Consider the following 18,460-nt stretch of genomic DNA (forward strand, 5'->3'; position numbering starts at 1 on the left):
TCACGTCGCTGAGATCACCGCAGCCGCAACGGTTCCGGCGTTGGCAGCTGCGAGCTGTTGATAGGCGAGGTAGCTGAACGGGAACCCCGGCAGGTGCAACGGATCGCCGGAACCGTCGGAGATCCCGCGAATACCGAGGAACGGCAGGCCATAGGCATGCGCGGCGGTGGCCACTGCGGCCGTCTCCTGATCGGAGACCAGATATCCCTTCCCGGAGTCGACTGGCGCGAGCAGCGTGGCCAGCACCCGTGGGTCGAGATCGCGCAAACGCTTGGCGTCGGCATCGTCGGTGTCTGAAGAGGCGAAGACACATGGGCGGCAGCCCAGAATCTGTCCGCCGTCGGGCAGGCACGGAACAGCGTTGCCCTGATAGGGATCCGACGTGAGACCACGACCATTCACGATCACAGTCGGCGTGCGGTGCAGGTCAACCTCGGGAAGCCAGGGCAGCTCACACCCACATGGTGAGAGCGGATTGATCTGCGACGTCGCGTGCGCCAACCGCACACCGGCGGCGCGGCGCGCGAGGCTCAGCAGATGCGGATCGGCGGGTATCGGAGTCGCGGCGCGTCCGAGCGACCACGTCTGAGGAACGGCCACGTCGCCGATTCTCGCCGGGGCAGCGCCGCCGGCGGTGCCCGAGAAGAGCACTCGTGAGACGGTCACGCCGTGGCGGGCGCAGGTGAGTGAACCCAACACGGTGCGCGCGGTGCGAGTGGCATTCGCGCCACCCACACCGGTCATCACGGCGATCACCTCGTGGCTTCCGACGGCGGTGCGATACATCGACACGCCGTCCTCGCTCCACGTCTGGTGCACCGGTGCGGCCTGTGCGAGCACCGTGGACAACTCTCCCGGGTAGGCCGAGAAGATGACCGACACCGACGCGCATCGCCCGGTGCGCAGCGAATCGGCATGTGCGGTGGCCGTGCCGATGCCGGCAGCGACCCCCGTGAACATCATCAGACCCACGACGAGGAAGAGAGCGGCCAGCGGTCGGGTCAGCAACCGCAGGTGCAGGTTCTCACGCATTCCGAGGACAGTAATGGCCGATTCGGCGCGGGTCGCGCCGAGAGACCGTGACGTGATGGACGACTCCTCCGGAGGCTCTCCCCGGAGGAGCTCATACGCCGAAACGCCGGTCGAGCACTCGGATCCGCCCGCCGACCAGCGCACGCTCGGGATGCCCCTGGGGGAGAACGGATCCGAGTCGGTGCCAGGCGGTCACGTCGTCGCGGCCATGCGGCGACTCCGTCCACAGGCGCAGCGCATTAGCATCGGCGGAGGCGATGACAGCCGAGCGGAGGTCTTCGCGGATCTCCTCGAACATCTCCACCACTCCCGGTGCGGTCGAGGTGGCCAGCAGACCGCCGTTGCCGAAGCGACCGATCGCGTCGACGAGTTCACGACGCCGGATGGACTCGGTGAGCTCGTCGACGTCGGAGTCGATGGCGGTGGCCAGCCGGTAGGGGCGTGAGCCGATCAGCTCGGTACCCAGATCCCGGCGCAGTCTCGAGATCTCAGCGCGCACGGTCACCGGGTCGACACCATCCTCGGCCAGCGCCAACGCCAATGCCTCGGTGCTCAGCCCCTCACGAAAATGGCTGAGCAGCAACAGGATCTCAGCATGCCGTCGCGACAGTGCGGTCGACCCGGCGCGCGAGGTCCAGCGCAATCCGCCGCCGAGCACCGACAGATGTGGTCGACGACTGTCCAGCCGGGCCAGATCGATGGCATGCGAACGCAATTCGTTCTCCACCGCGGTTACAGCCAAACGTACCGCCGACAAGGCGAACGGTGCCGACACCTCACGCCCGCCGGTCACGTCGACCACGCCGATCACGTGGCCGGTGGCCGGATCGTGGACGGGAGCGGCCGCACAACTCCATTTCTGCACCGGTTCGGCGAAGTGCTCGGGACCACGGATCTGCACGGACTGATCGAGAGCCAGCGCGACACCGGGGGCGTTGGTGCCCACGATCTCCTCGCTCCACAGCGAACCCTCCACGAAGTTGATCCGCTCGGCACGACGGCGCGCACCGGAGTCGCCTTCGATCCACAGCAGTCTGCCGACTTCGTCGGTGAGGGCGAGCACCACCCCGGAGTCGGCGATGTCGTCGAGCAGCAGCGACTGGACGACGGGGCGCACCGAGGTCATCGGGTGATGGGCGCGGTACTGGGCGAACTCGGTGTCGGTGAGAGACTGCCCGCCGAGCGCCTTCGACGCATGCGGGTCGGCCCCGGATCGCAACGACCGTCGCCAGGAATCCCACACCAGCGAGCGGACAGCCGATCCGTCGGCACCGGGGGCATCGCCATCGGCGCGTACGCGCTCGTATGCGGCACGCACCCGATCGTCACCGGACACCTCGTCGTGCCCGAGCGCAGTCGTGTCGGCCATGCACCCTCCACTGGACGCTCACCGGACCAGCCTCCCGGCGAGTGTCCCCATTGTGCACTGCATCACATCGATTGCCAACTATGCCCAATTCTGGTCCGTTGTCCGGTTCAGCCGACTCGGGCCAGTTCGACGACACATGTCCCGCAGTCCGCCGACACCGGCGCCAGGGGGTCACCCCTTTCGTCGACCGGGCTAATGCCGCCCCTTGACGAAGGAGTAGAGGTAGGTGCTGACCAGCACCGCGATCGCGGAGATGATGGCCGGCCACAACCAGTCGTTGTTGAGCGACGAGGTGACCGCGACAACCACCCAGGCAATCACACAGACGGCCACGACCAGCGTGGAGACCACCCTGATCACGAGGATGAAGAAGGTCGCGACACCCCACAGGATCTCGCTGACCTGCTCACGACGGCTCACAGCTACTCATTATGCGGGCGGACCGCACAAACACGTCGCTGCGCGACACGCGTGATGCTTGACTGGAGTGGTGAAGCTCGTGAATCTGATCCTCAACATCATCTGGCTCGTGCTGTGCGGGTTCTGGATGGCCATCGGATACGCCGTGGCCGGCATCCTCTGCTTCATCCTCATCATCACGATCCCGTTCGGCGTCGCCTGTTTCCGCATCGGCAACTACGCGCTGTGGCCGTTCGGCCGCCGGGTGGTCCGCGACCCCGACGCGGGCGCACCCTCGCTGATCACCAACATCATCTGGCTGATCATCGCCGGATGGTGGCTGGCCCTGGGGCATCTGGTGACCGGCATCGCCATGTGCATCACGATCATCGGCATCCCGCTGGGCATCGCGAGCTTCAAACTGATCCCGGTGTCGCTGATGCCGCTGGGCGCGCGCATCGTCTCCAGCGACGACTTCCTCGCCTCACCGGAGTACTGAGCACACCCATCTCGCGCGCCACCTCTCACGTCTGGCCGACGAGCATCGCGCGGACGGTGTCGATGGTGTCGGCGTCGAGGGCGGTCTTGTCGGGTCGATACCGCAGCACCCGCGCGAACCGCAGCGCGACACCGCCGGGATACCGCGGGCTGCGTTGCACCCCGTCGAGTTCGATCTCCACGACGAGTTCGGGTCGCAGATAGACGGTATGGGAATCCCGATGCGATTCGTGACGCGGGAATTCCTCTGTCTGCCAAGCCAGTAACGCGTCGGCCAGTCCCTTGAACGTCTTGCCCACCATCACCGGGGCACCGCCGTGCGGATCGCGCGCACCCAGATGCAGATTCGACAGATAACCGGTACGGCGGCCGTATCCCCACTCCGCGCCGAGCACCACCAGGTCGAGAGTGTGGACAGGTTTGACCTTCTGCCAGGCACGTCCGCGCCTGCCTGCCATGTACGGCGACGCCAGATCCTTGACCATCACACCTTCATGGCCGGCGTCGATCGCGGCGTCGAAATGCGCCTGGAGCTGTGCGGCATCGGGGCGCCGGATGGCCGGCATGCGGTGGGCGGGGGCGAGATGCTCGAGAACGTCGAGCCGACGCGCGAGAGGTTCGTCGATGAGGTCGACGCCGTCGAGGTGTAAGCAGTCGAAGAAGAACGGGTGCAGCAACAAGTCACCCTCCGCCGACCCGAACCGGCTCATGGTCTCGGCGAACGGTCGCGGTCGACCGGCGTCGGTGAGTGCCAGGGTCTCGCCGTCGAGGATGACCGACCGACACGGCAGCCCGCGCACCACATCGACGAGTTCGGGAACGCTGTCGGTGATCTCACGCAGCGTGCGGGTGAACACATGCACCTCGTCGCCGGCGCGGTGGACCTGGATGCGCGCGCCGTCGAGTTTGTACTCGGCCACGATCTCGGCGCCGAGATCGTCGGCTGCGGCAGCGAGCGAGTCGGCCGGTGAGGCGAGCATCGGGCGCACCGGCCGGCCGACGACCAGACCGATCCCGCCGAGCGCCTCGGCACCGTCCATCGCCGCTGCGGCGGTCCCGGCCAGGCTGCCAGAGAGCATGAATGCCCGGCGCACCGCGGCCGGCGGTGCGTCGGTGGCCTCGGCGATCGCATCGACCATGAGCCCTTCCAACGCCCCCTGCCGCAGCTCGCCGACCAGCAGCCGTGAGACGAACTGCCGTTCGCGGTCGGTGAGTGCACCCATCAGCGCGGTGAGGATCTCGCGACGACGCCTCGTCGACCCCGCGCCGGACTTTGCGGCGAGTTCACTCAGCTGCGCGTTGACCCATTTGACCGTCGTCGCACCGGCGTCCACCTGCTCACCGTCGGTGGGTGCGGCGTCGATGGCCGCGAGGCTCCGCCACCCCACGCCGATGCGTCCTTGCGTGAGCTCACCGGTCAGCCACGACACGACCACCGGCAGCTCGTCGGCGCGGGCCCCGCGCAGCAGCTGCGACAGGGCAGCCTTCTTCGCGGTCCGCGATCGCGTGGCGGCGACCGCGGCCGAGGTGTCGACCACCGCCGCCAGCGTCATCGGGTCTGCAGATGCCATCGGGGCCGAGCCTCTCACGATCCCCCGACATCACCGGTCACCGGCCGACGCGGACGCCTCGACATCTCAGGAGTCACCGGCTACCTGGGGGTGGCGTCGATGGAACTCATCGATCGCACCGTCGACGGTGGTGAACACATGATCCGACCGCAGCCTCGACAGCACACCGAGTATGCGCAGATCCTTCTGGAGTTCAGGATCGAGACCTGCCAACACGAATGCCGCGCCGCGCGAATGCACGAAGTCGATCAACTGGTTGAGGACTATGGTCGCCGAGTAGTCGACGTCACCGATCGCCGAGCAGTCGAGCACCAGCCAGATCACCCGGTGCGGCGCAGCGGTGACGAGTTGCTGAACATCATCGGAGAAGCGGTTGGCGTTGGCGAAGAAGAGATCGGCGTCGTAGCGGAACACCAGCAGTCCAGGCGCGGACTCCAGTCCCGGCTGGGCGGGGGTGTAGGTGCGCACCGGGTTGCCGTCGTGATCGGGTCTGCCGACACCAACCACAAACTGGTCGGGATGGTACTGCCGGCGCAACATCGCCACAATCGAGGCGATCACCGCCAGGAAGATGCCCTGCTCCACCCCGATGACGCACACGGTGACCGCGGTGAGGAGCGCGACCACGAATTCCATGCGACGTTCGCGCCACAGCCGCTGCAGTCCGCTGATGTCCACCAGGTCGATGCCGATCAGGAACACCACCGCCGCCAGGACCGCAGTGGGCATGTTCGCCAGGATCCCGGTGAGGAACAGCAGGGTGACCACCACGCAGGCACTCATCACCAGACTCGACATTTGAGTCCGGGCACCCGCGGAATCGGCGATCTTGGTCTTGGTTGGACTGCCGTTGACCACGAATGCCGAACTGAGAGAGGCGAACACGTTGGCGGCACCGAGTCCGGCCATATCCCGGTTGATATCCACACGCTCGCCGTGTGCGGTGGCGAAACTGCGTGCGGTCGCCGCGCTCTGGGCGATGATCACCACGAAGCAGCCGAAAGCGATCCCGCCCACCTGCACCAGATGTGTCCAGTCCAGCTGGCGAGGTATTCCCAGCGGCGGCAGGCCCGAACGCAGATGACCCACCACGGTCGCATCGAGATCGGTGGCGGCAACCACGACGATGCCGATCACCAGAACCAGAATTGCGCCAGGAACTTTCGGCGCCCACCTGCGCAGCGCGAGCATCACCAGCAGTGCCACGGCCGCGAAACAGGCGTCGATCACCCGGGTATGTGACAGGTTGGTGAGTAGATACCACTGCTGGAGAAGCCAGTCGCCGCCGTGGCGTTTGGGGATCCCGAGCATGTCGGGGATCTGCCCGATGGCCACCTGCACCCCCACCCCGCTGAGGAATCCGATCAGGACCGCAGCGGAGAGGAAGTCGGCCAGAAAACCCAACCGCAACAACCATGCGAGCAGCAGGAATACCCCGGTGACCGCAGCGGTGATCGCGCACAACGAGATCCACTCGCCCGTGTGCGGGCGCAACCCCACCAGACCGAGTCCGGCCAATCCGGAGGCGAGCAGCGCCGCAGTCGCCGAGTCCGCACCCACCACCAGCAGCCGTGACGCCCCGATGAACGCAAAGGCGATGGTGGGCAACAGGATCGTGTAGAGACCGATTTCCACGGGCACCCCGGCGATGGACGCGTAGCCCATACATTCGGGGATGGTGATGGCTGCCAGCGTGATGCCGGCGATCAGGTCCGGGCGGATCCAGGTTCGTCGATACCCGGAGATCCATGCCGGCCGTGCCGATCTCAGGCCACGCCTGAGGACGTCCCCCGTCGTGGCCATTGCCTCACCCGTGCAGGGTGTCGGCGAAGAACTCGACAGTGCGTCCCCACGCGAGCGCCGCCGCGTTCGCGTCGTGGGCGCGCGAGTTGGGGTTGGCGAATGCGTGTCCCGCGCCGGGATAGCGGAACACCACTGCCGTGTCGGATTTGACCTCATCGAGCTGATCGAGTTCGGATTCGGGGATCGAACGGTCGGCCGTCCCGTAGTGCCCCTGCCACGGCACGCTCAGTTCGGCCGCTGATTCCAGACCCGAGGGCATTCCCGACCAGCGCGAGGCCCCCAGTCCGCCGCCGTAGAAGGTGACACCCGCGTCGGCGACTCCCGAGGCGCTACCCCACAGCGACACCGAACCGCCCATGCAGAAGCCGAGGATCCCGACCGACGAAACCGGTTCCTGGGCCAGGAGGTCGCAAGCGGCGGCGACGTCGTGGGAGATGGTCTCCCCGGTCAGCGCCTTCATCTGCGGGCGGGCTTCGTCGAAGTCGCGGATCACCGGGTCGCCGCCGCGCCAGTACAGATGCGGGATGACCACCAGATACCCGCGCCCGGCCAGCGCCCGGCCCACGTCGCGCAGGTAGCTGTCCACACCCCACGCCTCCTGCACGAGGATGATCCCCGCGCCGTTGCTGCCCGCCTGCTCGTCGTTCACCAGGGAGATCGGCACTCCCTGATGCGAGATCTCCCGGTCGAATCCGTTGAGTGCGCTCACAAGTCGTGAAGTCTAGTCGCGCATGCCGGTGCGTTGCCGAGATCTGGACCCTCGAGCACTGTCGTCGACGATCTCGATACGTCCGAGCGGTGCCAGCGTTGCCGGGTCGATCCCGAAGTCCTGCGCGGTGGTGCCGGTGCCGAGGATCTGGTCGGCGAGTACCTCGCCCACCAGCGGCGCCATCGTCAGACCGGCGGCGCCGAATCCGGCGTTCACGAAAAGTCCGTCGAGCACGTCGAGTTCCCCGACCAGGGCTCGCCCGTCGGTGGTCATCGGCCGCAGCCCCACCCGCATCTCACCCAGGGTCGCCTCGGACAGGCCCGGCGCGATGGCGAGTGCATCTGCGAGTACCTGCTCGGTGCCGGCGGCGGTGACCCGCGGGTCGTAGCCACTGCCGGTCTCCCTGGTGGCCCCGGCCACGACCCGCCCGTCGTCGAAGGCCACGAGGTAGTGGCTGCCCGGCGGGATGATCGACGGCCAGTCCCCGGTCGCGGTGCCGGTCAGGTTCAGATGGGCGATCTGGCCGCGCTGCGGTTCGAGTGGGAGCCTGGTGCCGGGGCCGTCGGGCCCGATTCCCGAGAGCACCTGATTCGACCAGGCGCCGGCGGCGACCACCACCGAATCGAATTCGCTCGGAGTGCCCGAGTCGTCGACGATGACCGCTGCGCCGTCGATCTCCCCGACCATCACCTGCCTGCCGGTCACCGTGGCACCGTGGCTACGCGCACCGGCGAGCAGCGCCGCGCACAGCGCGCGTCCGTCCACGCGTGCGCCGCCGGGGATGAACACGGCCTCCAGATCGGGAGCCAGTGGGGCGAACAGGGCGCCCGCCTGGGCGGCGTCGATGCGCTCTGCGCGCCCCGCGATCGGTACCACAGCAGTGCGCTGACGGATCCTGGCCTCGGTGGCGTCGAGTCGCGCCGGATCGTTGTCGACCACCAGCGATCCGGACATGCGGTAACCGATCTCATCCTGGCCGACGTCGGCAAGTCGTTCACGCAGCGTCGGATAGTATTGCGCCCCTGCTGAATACAGGTCGTAGGCGGGGCCGGTGAGAGAACTCGACCACGGCTGAATGATGCCCGCACCAGCGGCGGTGGCCCGGCCAGTGGCATCACTGTCGAAGACCTCGACGGACACACCCCGTCGGGCGAGTGCGAATGCTGTTGCCGCACCGGCGATTCCCCCGCCGATGACACCCACGCTCAGGTCGGTCACCGGCCCACGACGTCCTCGAGGGTGGCGGTGAGCTGGTGCTGTGTCTCGTCGGCCAGCTTCTTGAACGCCAGCGCCGCGATGGGCTCGCCCAGCTTCGCCGCCCCGTTGAACTCGACGGACGCGTGATAGGTGATGCGCGTGCCCCCTCCGGCGGGATCGGGCGCGAACGACAGGTCGTCGCTGGTGGTGGCGGTCTTGTTCACACCGGTGAACACGAGGTGGTCGGGTTCGTCGACGGTGAGTGTGTAGGTCAGCTCGGTGGTGAACACCAGGAATTTCGAGGTGTTGTGCCACTGGGTGCCCTTGACGATCGGACCGTCGCCGACCTGCGAGCACGAGACGGTGCCCGGATCCCACGCTTCGGTGTGGGCGAAGTCGCGCAGATATGCCACCACCTCCTCCATCGCGGCCTGGACGGTGAACGTGCGTTCGACGTCAACCATGATGTACGTGGCCTCCCGTGTCAGAACTCTCGTGGATCAGGGCTTCTGTGCGTCAGACCCGGTGTGGGTCAGAACTCTTCGTAGGTGTTGGGGTCCTGGTCCTGGATGCGGCCGCGTTCGAGCGCCGAGATGGCCGCCATCTCCTCATCGGTGAGGGCGAATCCGAAGATGTCACGGTTCTCGCGTTGGCGTTCGCTGTGTGCCGATTTCGGCAACGGCACCGCGTCGAGCTGATGATGCCAGCGGATGATGACCTGCCCCGGCGACACATTGTGCGCAGTGGCAGCCGACGTCACCGGCTCACACTCCATGATCGCGCTGCCCCGCCCGAACGGGCTCCACGCCTCGGTGGCTATGCCGTTGCGCGCGTGGAATTCTCGGAGCTTACGCTGCGGAAAGAAGGGATGCATCTCGATCTGGTTGACCACCGGCATCACCCCGGTCTCCCCGGAGATGCGGTCGAGGTGGGCGGGTTCGAAATTGCAGACACCGATGGAGGTGACCAGGCCGTCGCGGCGCATGTCGATCATCGCGCGCCAGGTGTCGACGTATTTGTCCAGGCGCGGCAGAGGCCAGTGGATGAGCAGCAGATCGATGTGATCGACCCCCAGATTGGCCATCGATGTGCGGGCCGACTCGATGGCACCATCGTAACCCTGCAGTCTCCCAGGGATTTTCGTGGTGATAAGGATGTCGTTGCGATCCACATCGGATGCGGCGATCGCGGCACCGACCTCGGGTTCGTTCTCGTAGCGCAAGGCAGTGTCGATCAGCCGGTAGCCATTGTCGATGCCGCTGGCCACCATGGCCGTCACGTCGGTGTCGTCGGGACTGAAGGTACCGAGGCCGATGACCGGCAGTGCGGTGCCGTCGGACAACTCACGTGTCGGAATCGTTTGGTACAGGTCAGCGGAGTCCATCACCTCACGCTACGCCGCCGCTCGTGTCATGCCGTGAACGCGAGATGCCGATGCCGAGAGAACCCACACCCGGGCTCACTCGGTGTGTTCGCTCTCGGCCTCGTAGTCTCGTTGCCGACAGTGGGCGTCGAGGCAGGTGGTGACACGGTGGAATTGACACTGGTGGCAGTGGGTGGCGTGGCCGTCGCCGTGACGATCGCGTCGTTCTCCCGGCGTCTGGGCATCGCCGCGCCACTGCTGCTGGTGGTGTTCGGCGCCGCACTGAGTTTCGTTCCCGGTGTACCCCGGGTGGACATCGACCCGGAATGGATTCTGACGGTGGTGCTCCCGCCGTTGATCTATTCGGCGGCCATCAACATGCCCACCCAGGATCTTCGGCGCGACATCAAGGCGATCGGCGGGCTCGCCGTGGTCCTGGTGGTCGCGACCACTGTCGGTGCCGGGTGGGTCTGTCACATGCTGGTCCCCGAGATCGGTTGGCCTGCCGCATTCGCACTCGGTGCGGTGATCAGCCCCACCGACGCGGTGGCCGCGACGTCGGTGGGCCGCAAGTTGGGATTGCCGTCTCGACTGCTGTCGGTGCTCGAGGGTGAAGGTCTGATCAATGACGCGGCCGCGCTGACCCTGCTGAAGTCGGCGAGTGCGGCGATCGCGGCATCGGTGTCGCTCTGGCATGTGGTCGGCAGCTTTGTGTATTCGGTGGTGGTGGCGATCGTGATCGGCGCGGTGGCGGGCTATCTCACCGTGCGGGTGCGTGCCGTGCTCCACGACTCGGTACTCAACACCGCGGTGTCGTTCGTGGTGCCGTTCGTCGCGTTCATCCCCGCCGAGGATCTCGGCGCATCGGGCATTCTCGCGACCGTGGTCGCAGGGCTGGTCACCGGGCATCTGGGCGTCAAATACCTCGACGCGCAGGCCCGGGTGTCGCAGACGCTGAATTGGCGGACGCTGTCATTCCTGCTCGAGAGTTTCGTGTTCCTGTACATGGGGCTGTCGCTGAAACATCTGATCGACGACGTTCATCCCGGCGCTCTCGACCTGTGGAACACCATCGGGATCGGGCTGATCATGTCGGTGACGGTGATCGTCATCCGCATCGTGTTCGTGGCACCGCTGGTCGGGGTGATGCACCGCGACGCCCAACAGGCCGAAGAACACAAGCCGCGGCTTCAGGAATGGCAGAAGCGACTCTCGGACAACGACTTCGTCAGTCGTTTCACCCCGCGACGTATCGCGCACATCGAACGGCGGGTCGAACGGGCCAGCGGCGACATCGAATACCTGCTGAACCAGCGGGTCGGGTGGCGCGGCGGAGTGGTGTTGGGCTGGGCCGGGATGCGCGGTGCGATCACGGTCGCCGCCGCGAACACCCTGCCCGCTGACACCCCGTATCGGGCGCAACTGCTGCTGGTCGCATTCGTGGTCGCCGCATTCACGCTTCTGGTCCAGGGCGGGACACTGCCGTTGGTGATCAAGGCGATCAAGGTGCCCTCGGACGATCCGGTGAAGCTGCGCAGCGATTACGAGTCGCTCATCACCACGGTGTCGTCGGCCGGACGCGACGTGATCAACGAGGCCGCCGATCGCGGTCAGGTGAGCGTGGCGGTGATCGACCGGGTGCGTTCGGACAGCCGGATCGCCGAGGAGCAGTCCGAAGCGGAGGGTGAGGGTGAGGCACAGCGCCAGGCTGTCGACATCGATCAGTTCCGGGAGTACCGGCAACTGCGGCTGCAGGTGATCGACGCCGAACGCGACGCGCTGATCAAGGCGCGCGATTCGGGTGCCTACAGCTCCCAGGCCGTGTCCAATGCGCAACGACAGCTCGACGTGCAGGAATCAGCGATCAGGTTGGTGGCGCAGGAGGAGTGAGCCGGGTAAATGTGTGAGAGGTGAGCAGCGCACACGGCACCCGTCATCCGCGAATTGCTGTGGTCGGCAGCATCAATGTGGACATCACGGCCACCACCAGCAGACTTCCCGGCCCCGGTGAAACCGTCACCGATGGGGTGTTGACCCGGATGCCCGGCGGCAAGGGCTCCAATCAGGCGTCGGCCGCGGCTCGGCTCGGTGGTGACGTGCGCATGATCGGTGCGGTGGGCCGTGACGGCGAGGCCGAGCTGATGCGCGCCGCGCTGGGCCGCGCGGGGGTGAACACATCCGCACTCGCCGAACGTGATTCGGCGACCGGCATTGCCCTCATCTGCGTGGATTCCCACGGCGAGAACCAGATCTCGGTGTGTCCCGGCGCCAATTCCGAAATCGACACCAGCTCGATCGACTTCGATGACGACGCGGTCATCATGCAGTTGGAGATCCCGATGGACCGGGTACTCGACGCGGCGCGGCGCGCCTCCGGGATGGTGGTGCTCAACGCATCGCCGGTGCGGGATCTGCCACGTGAGCTCCTCGACAACACCGATCTGCTCGTGGTCAATGAACACGAACGCGACGCCCTCGACCACATCCCGCCCGGTTGCCTGGTCGCCGTGACCTACGGTGCCGACGGCGCAGAGTTGCTTCGTGACGGCACTTCGCTCGCCCGTGCGGCGGGCGTACCGACCACGGCTGTGAGCAGTGTCGGTGCCGGCGATGCGTTCTGCGCTGCGCTGGTGGTGGGACTGCTACGCGGCTACGAGCCGCGGGTCGCGCTGGAGGCCGCCTGCGCCGTGGGTGCAGCCGCCGTCGCCGACGAGGCGACACAGCCCGAATTCGGGGACCTGGACGAGTACGTGGGGTAGGGGTCGGCGGTCGCGGGGTGCGCGAGGGTTCCGGGCTGTGAACTGGTTGCGCGGGTGGGCGGGCGCTGTATGAACTGGTTGCGCGGGTACAGACGCAACCACTTTTCAACCGCGCACCCAATGCAATGGTTGCGCGGACAAGAACTGGATGCGCGAGGCGCAGTGACGCCCAACTCCCCATGTCGCTGTACGAACTGGTTGCGCGGGCGGGCGGACGCACTACGAACTGGATGCGCGGGTACAGACGCAACCACTTTTCAACCGCGCACCCAATGCAATGGTTGCGCGGACAAGAACTGGATGCGCGAGGCGCAGTGACGCCCAACTCCCCATGCCGCTGTACGAACTGGTTGCGCGAGTCGGCTAGCGCTGTATGAACTGGATGCGCGGGCACAAACGCAACCAGTTTCCAACGGCGCGACCAGTGCAATGGATGCGCCGACAAGAACTGGATGCGCGAAGCTCCGCGCAACCAGTTCACGACGAACGCAACCAGTTCACCAGCAGCATCAGCGCCCGGCGGCGCATGACGAATCGACGAATCGATCAACCGTCAGGCGGACAGCAGCTCGACCAGCGCTTCCTTGTTCAACGACGAGTAGCCCTGGATGTGGGCATCACGGGCGAGGCCCTTGAGTTCGACGACGGTCATCGACACGAGCTGATCGCGGTTGTACTTCTTCCCCGACGAGCCCGACGAGCTCTTCCCCGAGCCGTTCGTGGAAGCCTTCGCCGCACCGGAGCCGGTGGTCTTCTTCGCTGTCGATGCAGCACCCGACGATGTCGAGCCCGTCGACGCGGCGCCTGAGGCCTTGGCGGACTTGGAGGCCTTGGTCTTCGAGCCTGCCGATGGTTTGGTACTCGCCGTGGCGTTGCTCGCGGTGGAGGTCCTCGCCGCGGTCGCAGGTGCACCCGACCGATTGGTCGATGCCGTGGAGGCGTTGCCCGCACCAGACCCGTTCGCGCTCGGGCCCGTTCCGTTGCGAGAGTTGATCATGCTCTGCAACTGATTACGCATCGCGCTCACGGCACCCTCGGCCTCGGCAACCCGTTTCTGTGCATCCTTCTGGATCTTCGCGACATTGTCGCGAGCGGCCTGCTGCGCCTCGTCGAGTTTGCCGCGCAACTTGTCGACCGTCTTGCTGAGCTTGTCGATCTCACTGTCGCGCTTGTTCTTGCTGGCCATAGGACGTGGCTCCTCCCGCGCTCGACCCGGCATCGCGCGAACTCACCGCGGTCGCTCAATGTGTGCTGATGACAACTAGATCCACTATTCACCATTCCACATGATCGGGGTTCATCGACGCATGCGTGACCGTGTTGTGATCGTGGCATGGCGCAAATCTGGCGAATACGACCGAATTCCTGGGTTCCCATAACGATTCGACCACCGCCACCACCCGACACCCAGCCACGCGAGGGACCACGAGGGACTGCGTAGATCACCGGCTGCGCACCGGATACTTCATCATCGCGACCCGGTGGGCCCGCTCCTGTCACCGCCAGCGGGTCACGGCCACGTGTCCAGATATGCGCGATAGGTTCCGCTCGGAATGCTCGCGTCGTAGACCAGCTGTCCGGTGGGTGAGAACTCCGAAATGTGACCGGCGGTGCCCCAGCTGCCGAACGTGTAGCCATCGGAGAGTGCCTGCGCATTCCCGGTCGCGAACGTGACGAGACGATTCGGATGCTCCTGGGCACGCACCAGCGACGCGGAATGGGTGGCCGGATCGAGCCGAATCCATTTGATGGCCGACGTGCCCTGCGGGATGGAGCCGTCGACGTTGTTGTCGAACACGCGAACGGTGGTGGCATCGGCGAATTCCGCGTCGTGTTGACCGAGTATCGACGCTCCCGGCCCGACCGTGAACGTCGAATGCTTGCCGCCCAGAATCCATTTCACCGCACCGGTGTGGATGTTCACGTCGTAGAGCGCGTTGACGTTGCGCATCGAGATCAGGAGGTCGCCGTCGGGATCCAGCGAGATCGAGTTGATGTGGTAGGGATCGTAGGTCGCCTGACCGCCGATCGAGTTCAGCCCGCCACGAGGCTTCATACTCGAATCTGTGAGTGGCACATGCGCTTTCGCCGACCATTGCATGAGCACCCGACCGGTGGCCACGTCGACCACGCTGGCGACCGAATCCATCATCGATCCGTTGACCGGGCCGCCGACCGAGGACAGGTCTGCGTTGATCTGACGGTATGCGGTGATCAGGGCCTCACCACCGGGCGTCAGCCGGAACTCATGAGCGTCGGATTGCAGGCCGTCACCGGCGGTCAGAGTGGTGATGACGTGGTAATTCTGGTCGGCGATGTAATCGACACCGGTGCCGTGCCCGTCGACGCCACTACCCTGCCACCAGGTGAGCACCTTCTTGCCCTGATACATCTGAGTGCGGAAGTTGGCGAAGCCCGCACCGACGGGTGCTGGCCTGTGCCACAGCACCTTCCCGGTCTTGTCGACGATGAGCAGACCCTGATCGGATCCCTGTCCGAGTCCTGGAATGGGCAACGGAACTGCCACATTGGCGCCGGAGGTGTAGAAGATGTCGCCGGGTGCGTTGACATTGACGGTGAACTTCCGGGCCAGCGAGAACGTGGGCAGGGTCGGCGCCGCTGACACGGTACCCACCCCTACCACCACGCCGGCCACTGCGCCGAATGACACGGCAGCAGTTCCCAGTGTGCGCGCGAGCGCCGGCCGGTGCCTGCGTCGCCCGTTCTCGCGTCGTGTGCGTGTGCTCATTCGAATCGTCCGATCTCGTCCTGGTTTCCGGTCAAGGCCACATCCACGGCAGCGATGACGCTCGTGCGGTCGGGCAATCCGAAGGCATAGGAGCTCATGTCCCGGACGGTGCCGGTTCGCGACCGCCACAGCAGCCGCCGCTGGTCTGCAATGGGTGCATCGAGCAGGAGAACGGCATTGCCGGAAGCGGGGTCCTCCCAAACGACATGGCGATCGTCGGGGTGATGGGTGGCGGTACATCCCCGCGCCCCACATCCCCACGCCTCGTGGTCGACGTGGGTCGTCTCACTGCGCACCCACCTGTTGGCGATGTGCTGGTCACGGCCGTCGGTCATCTGCGCACTCCTTCTGATCCGGCTCGGACGTCTGAGGTGTCTGGACTCTCATGAACGCCGACTGTCGAGCGGTCTCGAATTCCACACGTCCTCACGCGAACGGGTTCGCGAAACTTCCGGCCTGCGTGAAGTAGTCGTGCAATCCCTGCTGCGCTGCGGCAGCCAGATAGGCGGGCAGCGGCTGGTCGACCTCGGTGGCACTCGCCGTAGCCAGCAGCTCCTGCATCTGCGATCGCAATGTCGATGTGCCACCCGCGAGATTGTCGACCTCGAGCGGGCCGCGTGTGGTGCGATAGTCGTAGAGCTCGAACTCCTGGGTCTGCGTGTGGTCGATGTCGATGGTGCCGCGCTTCCAGTGCGAGTAGGCGGCGAATTTGGCAGTGGGAGTGCGCACTCCCACCACATGGGCGGGCGCATTGGCGTCGAAGGCGAGTGCCCCCTCCTCGATGGTGTGCTCGTCAGTGGTGTGCGCGATCCACGGACGTCCAGCCGCATCGGGATTCGAGCAGATCGCGGCGATGTCGGCACGCGCGGCGAGGTGCGCCAGATTCGGCTCGGACCGCCACGCGTTGCCGCCGGTGGCCACGGTGAGGATGAATGGGGTGAGATCGACGGACGAGACGAGCTGCGACCGCGACTGCGCCGGACCGGTTCCCCGACTGAGCTTTCCGCGCGGGTCGTGTACCACCAACGGCACCCTGATCGATTCCTCGTACACCGCACCGCCTTTGCCGTGCAGACCGTGGGATCCCGCGTAGTCGCCGTGATCAGCGGTGAAGACGACAACCGTGTTGGCGGCGACATCGGGTCGGGCGGCGAGGGTGTCGAGTACGCGACCTATCTGGACATCGACCTGACGCTGGTACCACAGATAGAGGTTGGCCATCGCGATCCACTGTTTCTCGGCCTGCGGCCCGGAGTACTCCGGCACTCCGAAGGCGATGTTCGCAACCTGCCGCAGTGCGGTCTGCAGGCGGGGCTTGTTCTTCTCGAGCTGTTGTGGCGTCTCATAGTTGGGCGGCAGCGAGGTGATGATCTGCGGGATCGCGTTCTGTTGCTGCACGAGATGTGTCCAGCGCGGCCACCACTGGATGTCGTGCGGATTGACGAATGAGACCGTCGTACACCAGGGTCCGTCACCGGCCTTACTGCCGAACCAGTCGATGAACTGGCCGGTGATCGACGGGTCGACGTGCATGCCCTGATTCGGCGATCCGTTGGGCGATGGGTATGTGCCGCCGGAGAACCCGTAAGCCCCGAGTCCGCCCGGGGTGGTGTCGGGCGTATGTCCGAGGTGCCACTTGCCATACCACCAGGACTGATAGCCACGTGCGGAGACGAGTGATCCCCAGGTGGGGAAACCCGACGCCAGGGTGCTCTGGTTGACCAGCATGCAGCCGGTCTGATGTGCGTAGAGGCCGGTGAGCATCGTCCCGCGTGCCGGCGTACACATCGTGGCGGCGCTGTAGTAGCGGTCGAAGCTCACCCCGCCCGCGCGAATACGGGCGATGTTGGGTAGCAGGGTCGCGAGTTTCTGCTCCGACGGGAACCACTGCGGCGTACGCATCTCGTCGACGATGACCACAAGGATGTTCGGACGGCTCGGATCGGTATCGGCTCGCGCCTGGCCGACGCCGCCGCTCGACGTGACAACAGCCGAGGCAGCCGACGCTGCCACCGCCGACGCGGCTGACCGTCCGAAGAACGAACGACGAGTTATCTCCCCCATGCGGGCTCCTGTCAACGTGTGGCGCGGTCACCCCGGGTCCGCGCCGATGCGACGCCCTGGTAACCGAACACCACGGTGTGGATGTGGCGACCCCCGACGCCGAACTTCGACTTAATGATTATACGAATAATTCAGTCGAGTCAACCCTCCGGCGCACACGCAATGTCAGCGAAAATCTCAGGTAAACCGTGGTCAAAGGTCTATGCGGGGAACGACCCTGGCCCGAGCCAACGCTTATACAATGGGCAGATATGTCAAACGGCGTCGGCTGGTTATTCTCATCACATGACCCCGGCGCCGGACTCGGCCTCCACCTCGGCGAATGCATTGACGACCCGCGCGTCGACTAGCCACGCGTCGACACGCGAGAAGCTGCTGGACGTCGCTGCCCGTCACTTCGCCGAACTCGGGTATCGGCGCACCTCGGTCGCCGCGATCGCTCGCGAACTCTCCATCACGCCGTCGGCGGTGTACTTCCACTTCGAGAACAAAGAGGATCTGTTCGTCGCCGCATACGACCGCGAAGCCGGTCGCCTCTCCGATGTGGTGCTCGATCCGTCGCGGGCGGCCGGCGACGGGTTCATCGAACAGCTGATGCTGGGGCTTGCCACCCAGTTACCCGACTACCCGCTGGTGTACCGGGTGGTCCGCGGCCTCGAACCCACGCTCATGCCCCGACTGGCCACCGGCGAGATTCCCGCGCGGCTGCGATCGGCGTTGGCGGTGGCACTACGCAGGGGTCAGGAAGAGGGGTCGGTGCGCACCGACATCGATCGCGAGGTGATGGCCACCGCTCTCGAATCGATCCTGCTGGCCCTGCTGTTGACCACGGTGCAGGCGCAGGGAGCCGGCCGGGGCGAACGCGCGCTGGCCGTGCGGGAGCTGATCTGGGCGGCCATCGGGCGGCGTCCCCGATAGCCACCCGGCGCCGGACACTCTTCCCCACT

Annotated in this window: 17 protein-coding genes; 4 read left to right on the top strand and 13 right to left on the bottom strand. The window is 66.0% G+C overall.

Annotation, left to right across the window (positions count from 1 at the left end):
* The 3 genes from IEW22_RS12940 to IEW22_RS12950 form a co-directional block, all read right to left on the bottom strand.
* Entirely contained in the window at positions 1-1,032 is a 1,032-nt protein-coding gene (locus IEW22_RS12940; RefSeq protein ID WP_188587030.1) for a phosphorylase family protein, read from the bottom strand.
* Between the two features lie 91 nt (positions 1,033-1,123).
* Complete coding sequence (locus tag IEW22_RS12945) at positions 1,124-2,401, bottom strand: sigma-54-dependent transcriptional regulator family protein (protein ID WP_188587031.1); 1,278 nt, start codon at positions 2,399-2,401, stop codon at positions 1,124-1,126.
* Between the two features lie 192 nt (positions 2,402-2,593).
* Positions 2,594-2,821: a hypothetical protein gene (locus tag IEW22_RS12950; RefSeq protein WP_229742604.1), complete on the bottom strand. Its 228-nt coding sequence runs from the start codon at positions 2,819-2,821 to the stop codon at positions 2,594-2,596.
* A 79-nt stretch (positions 2,822-2,900) separates the two neighbouring features.
* On the opposite strand from IEW22_RS12950, the gene IEW22_RS12955 reads away from it, so the two are divergent.
* Positions 2,901-3,299, top strand: a complete 399-nt coding sequence (locus tag IEW22_RS12955) for a YccF domain-containing protein (protein ID WP_188587074.1) — start codon at positions 2,901-2,903, stop codon at positions 3,297-3,299.
* 25 nt (positions 3,300-3,324) lie between these two features.
* Here IEW22_RS12955 and IEW22_RS12960 read toward each other — a convergent pair whose 3' ends face one another.
* The 6 genes from IEW22_RS12960 to IEW22_RS12985 all read right to left on the bottom strand — a co-directional run bounded on the left by IEW22_RS12960 (position 3,325) and on the right by IEW22_RS12985 (position 9,962).
* Positions 3,325-4,851: an ATP-dependent DNA ligase gene (locus tag IEW22_RS12960; RefSeq protein ID WP_188587075.1), complete on the bottom strand. Its 1,527-nt coding sequence runs from the start codon at positions 4,849-4,851 to the stop codon at positions 3,325-3,327.
* 84 nt (positions 4,852-4,935) lie between these two features.
* Positions 4,936-6,672, bottom strand: coding sequence for a SulP family inorganic anion transporter (locus tag IEW22_RS12965; RefSeq protein WP_188587032.1), 1,737 nt, complete (start codon positions 6,670-6,672; stop codon positions 4,936-4,938).
* A gap of 4 nt (positions 6,673-6,676) precedes the next feature.
* On the bottom strand, positions 6,677-7,381 hold the full coding sequence (locus tag IEW22_RS12970; RefSeq protein ID WP_188587033.1) for a dienelactone hydrolase family protein: 705 nt from the start codon (positions 7,379-7,381) through the stop codon (positions 6,677-6,679).
* A gap of 12 nt (positions 7,382-7,393) precedes the next feature.
* Positions 7,394-8,599 carry an NAD(P)/FAD-dependent oxidoreductase gene (locus IEW22_RS12975; RefSeq protein ID WP_229742606.1) on the bottom strand — a complete coding sequence of 402 codons (1,206 nt, stop codon included), beginning with the start codon at positions 8,597-8,599 and terminating at the stop codon, positions 7,394-7,396.
* Positions 8,596-9,042 carry an SRPBCC family protein gene (locus IEW22_RS12980; RefSeq protein ID WP_188587034.1) on the bottom strand — a complete coding sequence of 149 codons (447 nt, stop codon included), beginning with the start codon at positions 9,040-9,042 and terminating at the stop codon, positions 8,596-8,598. The genes IEW22_RS12975 and IEW22_RS12980 overlap by 4 nt, the downstream gene beginning before the upstream one ends.
* 68 nt (positions 9,043-9,110) lie before the next feature.
* Positions 9,111-9,962, bottom strand: coding sequence for an aldo/keto reductase (locus IEW22_RS12985; protein ID WP_188587035.1), 852 nt, complete (start codon positions 9,960-9,962; stop codon positions 9,111-9,113).
* Between the two features lie 147 nt (positions 9,963-10,109).
* Here IEW22_RS12985 and IEW22_RS12990 point away from each other — a divergent pair, with 147 nt between their 5' ends.
* Both IEW22_RS12990 and IEW22_RS12995 read left to right on the top strand, forming a co-directional pair.
* Positions 10,110-11,831, top strand: coding sequence for a cation:proton antiporter (locus IEW22_RS12990; protein ID WP_188587036.1), 1,722 nt, complete (start codon positions 10,110-10,112; stop codon positions 11,829-11,831).
* Between the two features lie 20 nt (positions 11,832-11,851).
* Positions 11,852-12,700: a ribokinase gene (locus IEW22_RS12995; RefSeq protein WP_188587037.1), complete on the top strand. Its 849-nt coding sequence runs from the start codon at positions 11,852-11,854 to the stop codon at positions 12,698-12,700.
* Positions 12,701-13,253: 553 nt separating this feature from the next.
* Here the strand turns inward: IEW22_RS12995 and IEW22_RS13000 are convergent.
* From IEW22_RS13000 to IEW22_RS13015, 4 genes are all read right to left on the bottom strand, one after another.
* Positions 13,254-13,886: a hypothetical protein gene (locus IEW22_RS13000; protein ID WP_188587038.1), complete on the bottom strand. Its 633-nt coding sequence runs from the start codon at positions 13,884-13,886 to the stop codon at positions 13,254-13,256.
* A gap of 324 nt (positions 13,887-14,210) precedes the next feature.
* Positions 14,211-15,449, bottom strand: coding sequence for an arylsulfotransferase family protein (locus IEW22_RS13005; RefSeq protein WP_188587039.1), 1,239 nt, complete (start codon positions 15,447-15,449; stop codon positions 14,211-14,213).
* Positions 15,446-15,784: a hypothetical protein gene (locus tag IEW22_RS13010; protein WP_188587040.1), complete on the bottom strand. Its 339-nt coding sequence runs from the start codon at positions 15,782-15,784 to the stop codon at positions 15,446-15,448. Before IEW22_RS13010 ends, IEW22_RS13005 begins: the two co-directional genes overlap by 4 nt.
* 91 nt (positions 15,785-15,875) lie before the next feature.
* Positions 15,876-17,513 (bottom strand): sulfatase-like hydrolase/transferase, encoded by a 1,638-nt coding sequence (locus IEW22_RS13015; protein ID WP_188587041.1) that lies wholly within the window; start codon positions 17,511-17,513, stop codon positions 15,876-15,878.
* Positions 17,514-17,798: 285 nt separating this feature from the next.
* Here IEW22_RS13015 and IEW22_RS13020 point away from each other — a divergent pair, with 285 nt between their 5' ends.
* Positions 17,799-18,431 carry a TetR/AcrR family transcriptional regulator gene (locus IEW22_RS13020; protein ID WP_188587042.1) on the top strand — a complete coding sequence of 211 codons (633 nt, stop codon included), beginning with the start codon at positions 17,799-17,801 and terminating at the stop codon, positions 18,429-18,431.
* Positions 18,432-18,460: the final 29 nt, after the last annotated feature.

The sequence above is a fragment of the Gordonia jinhuaensis genome (genome assembly GCF_014639795.1).
Lineage (GTDB): Bacteria > Actinomycetota > Actinomycetes > Mycobacteriales > Mycobacteriaceae > Gordonia_B > Gordonia_B jinhuaensis.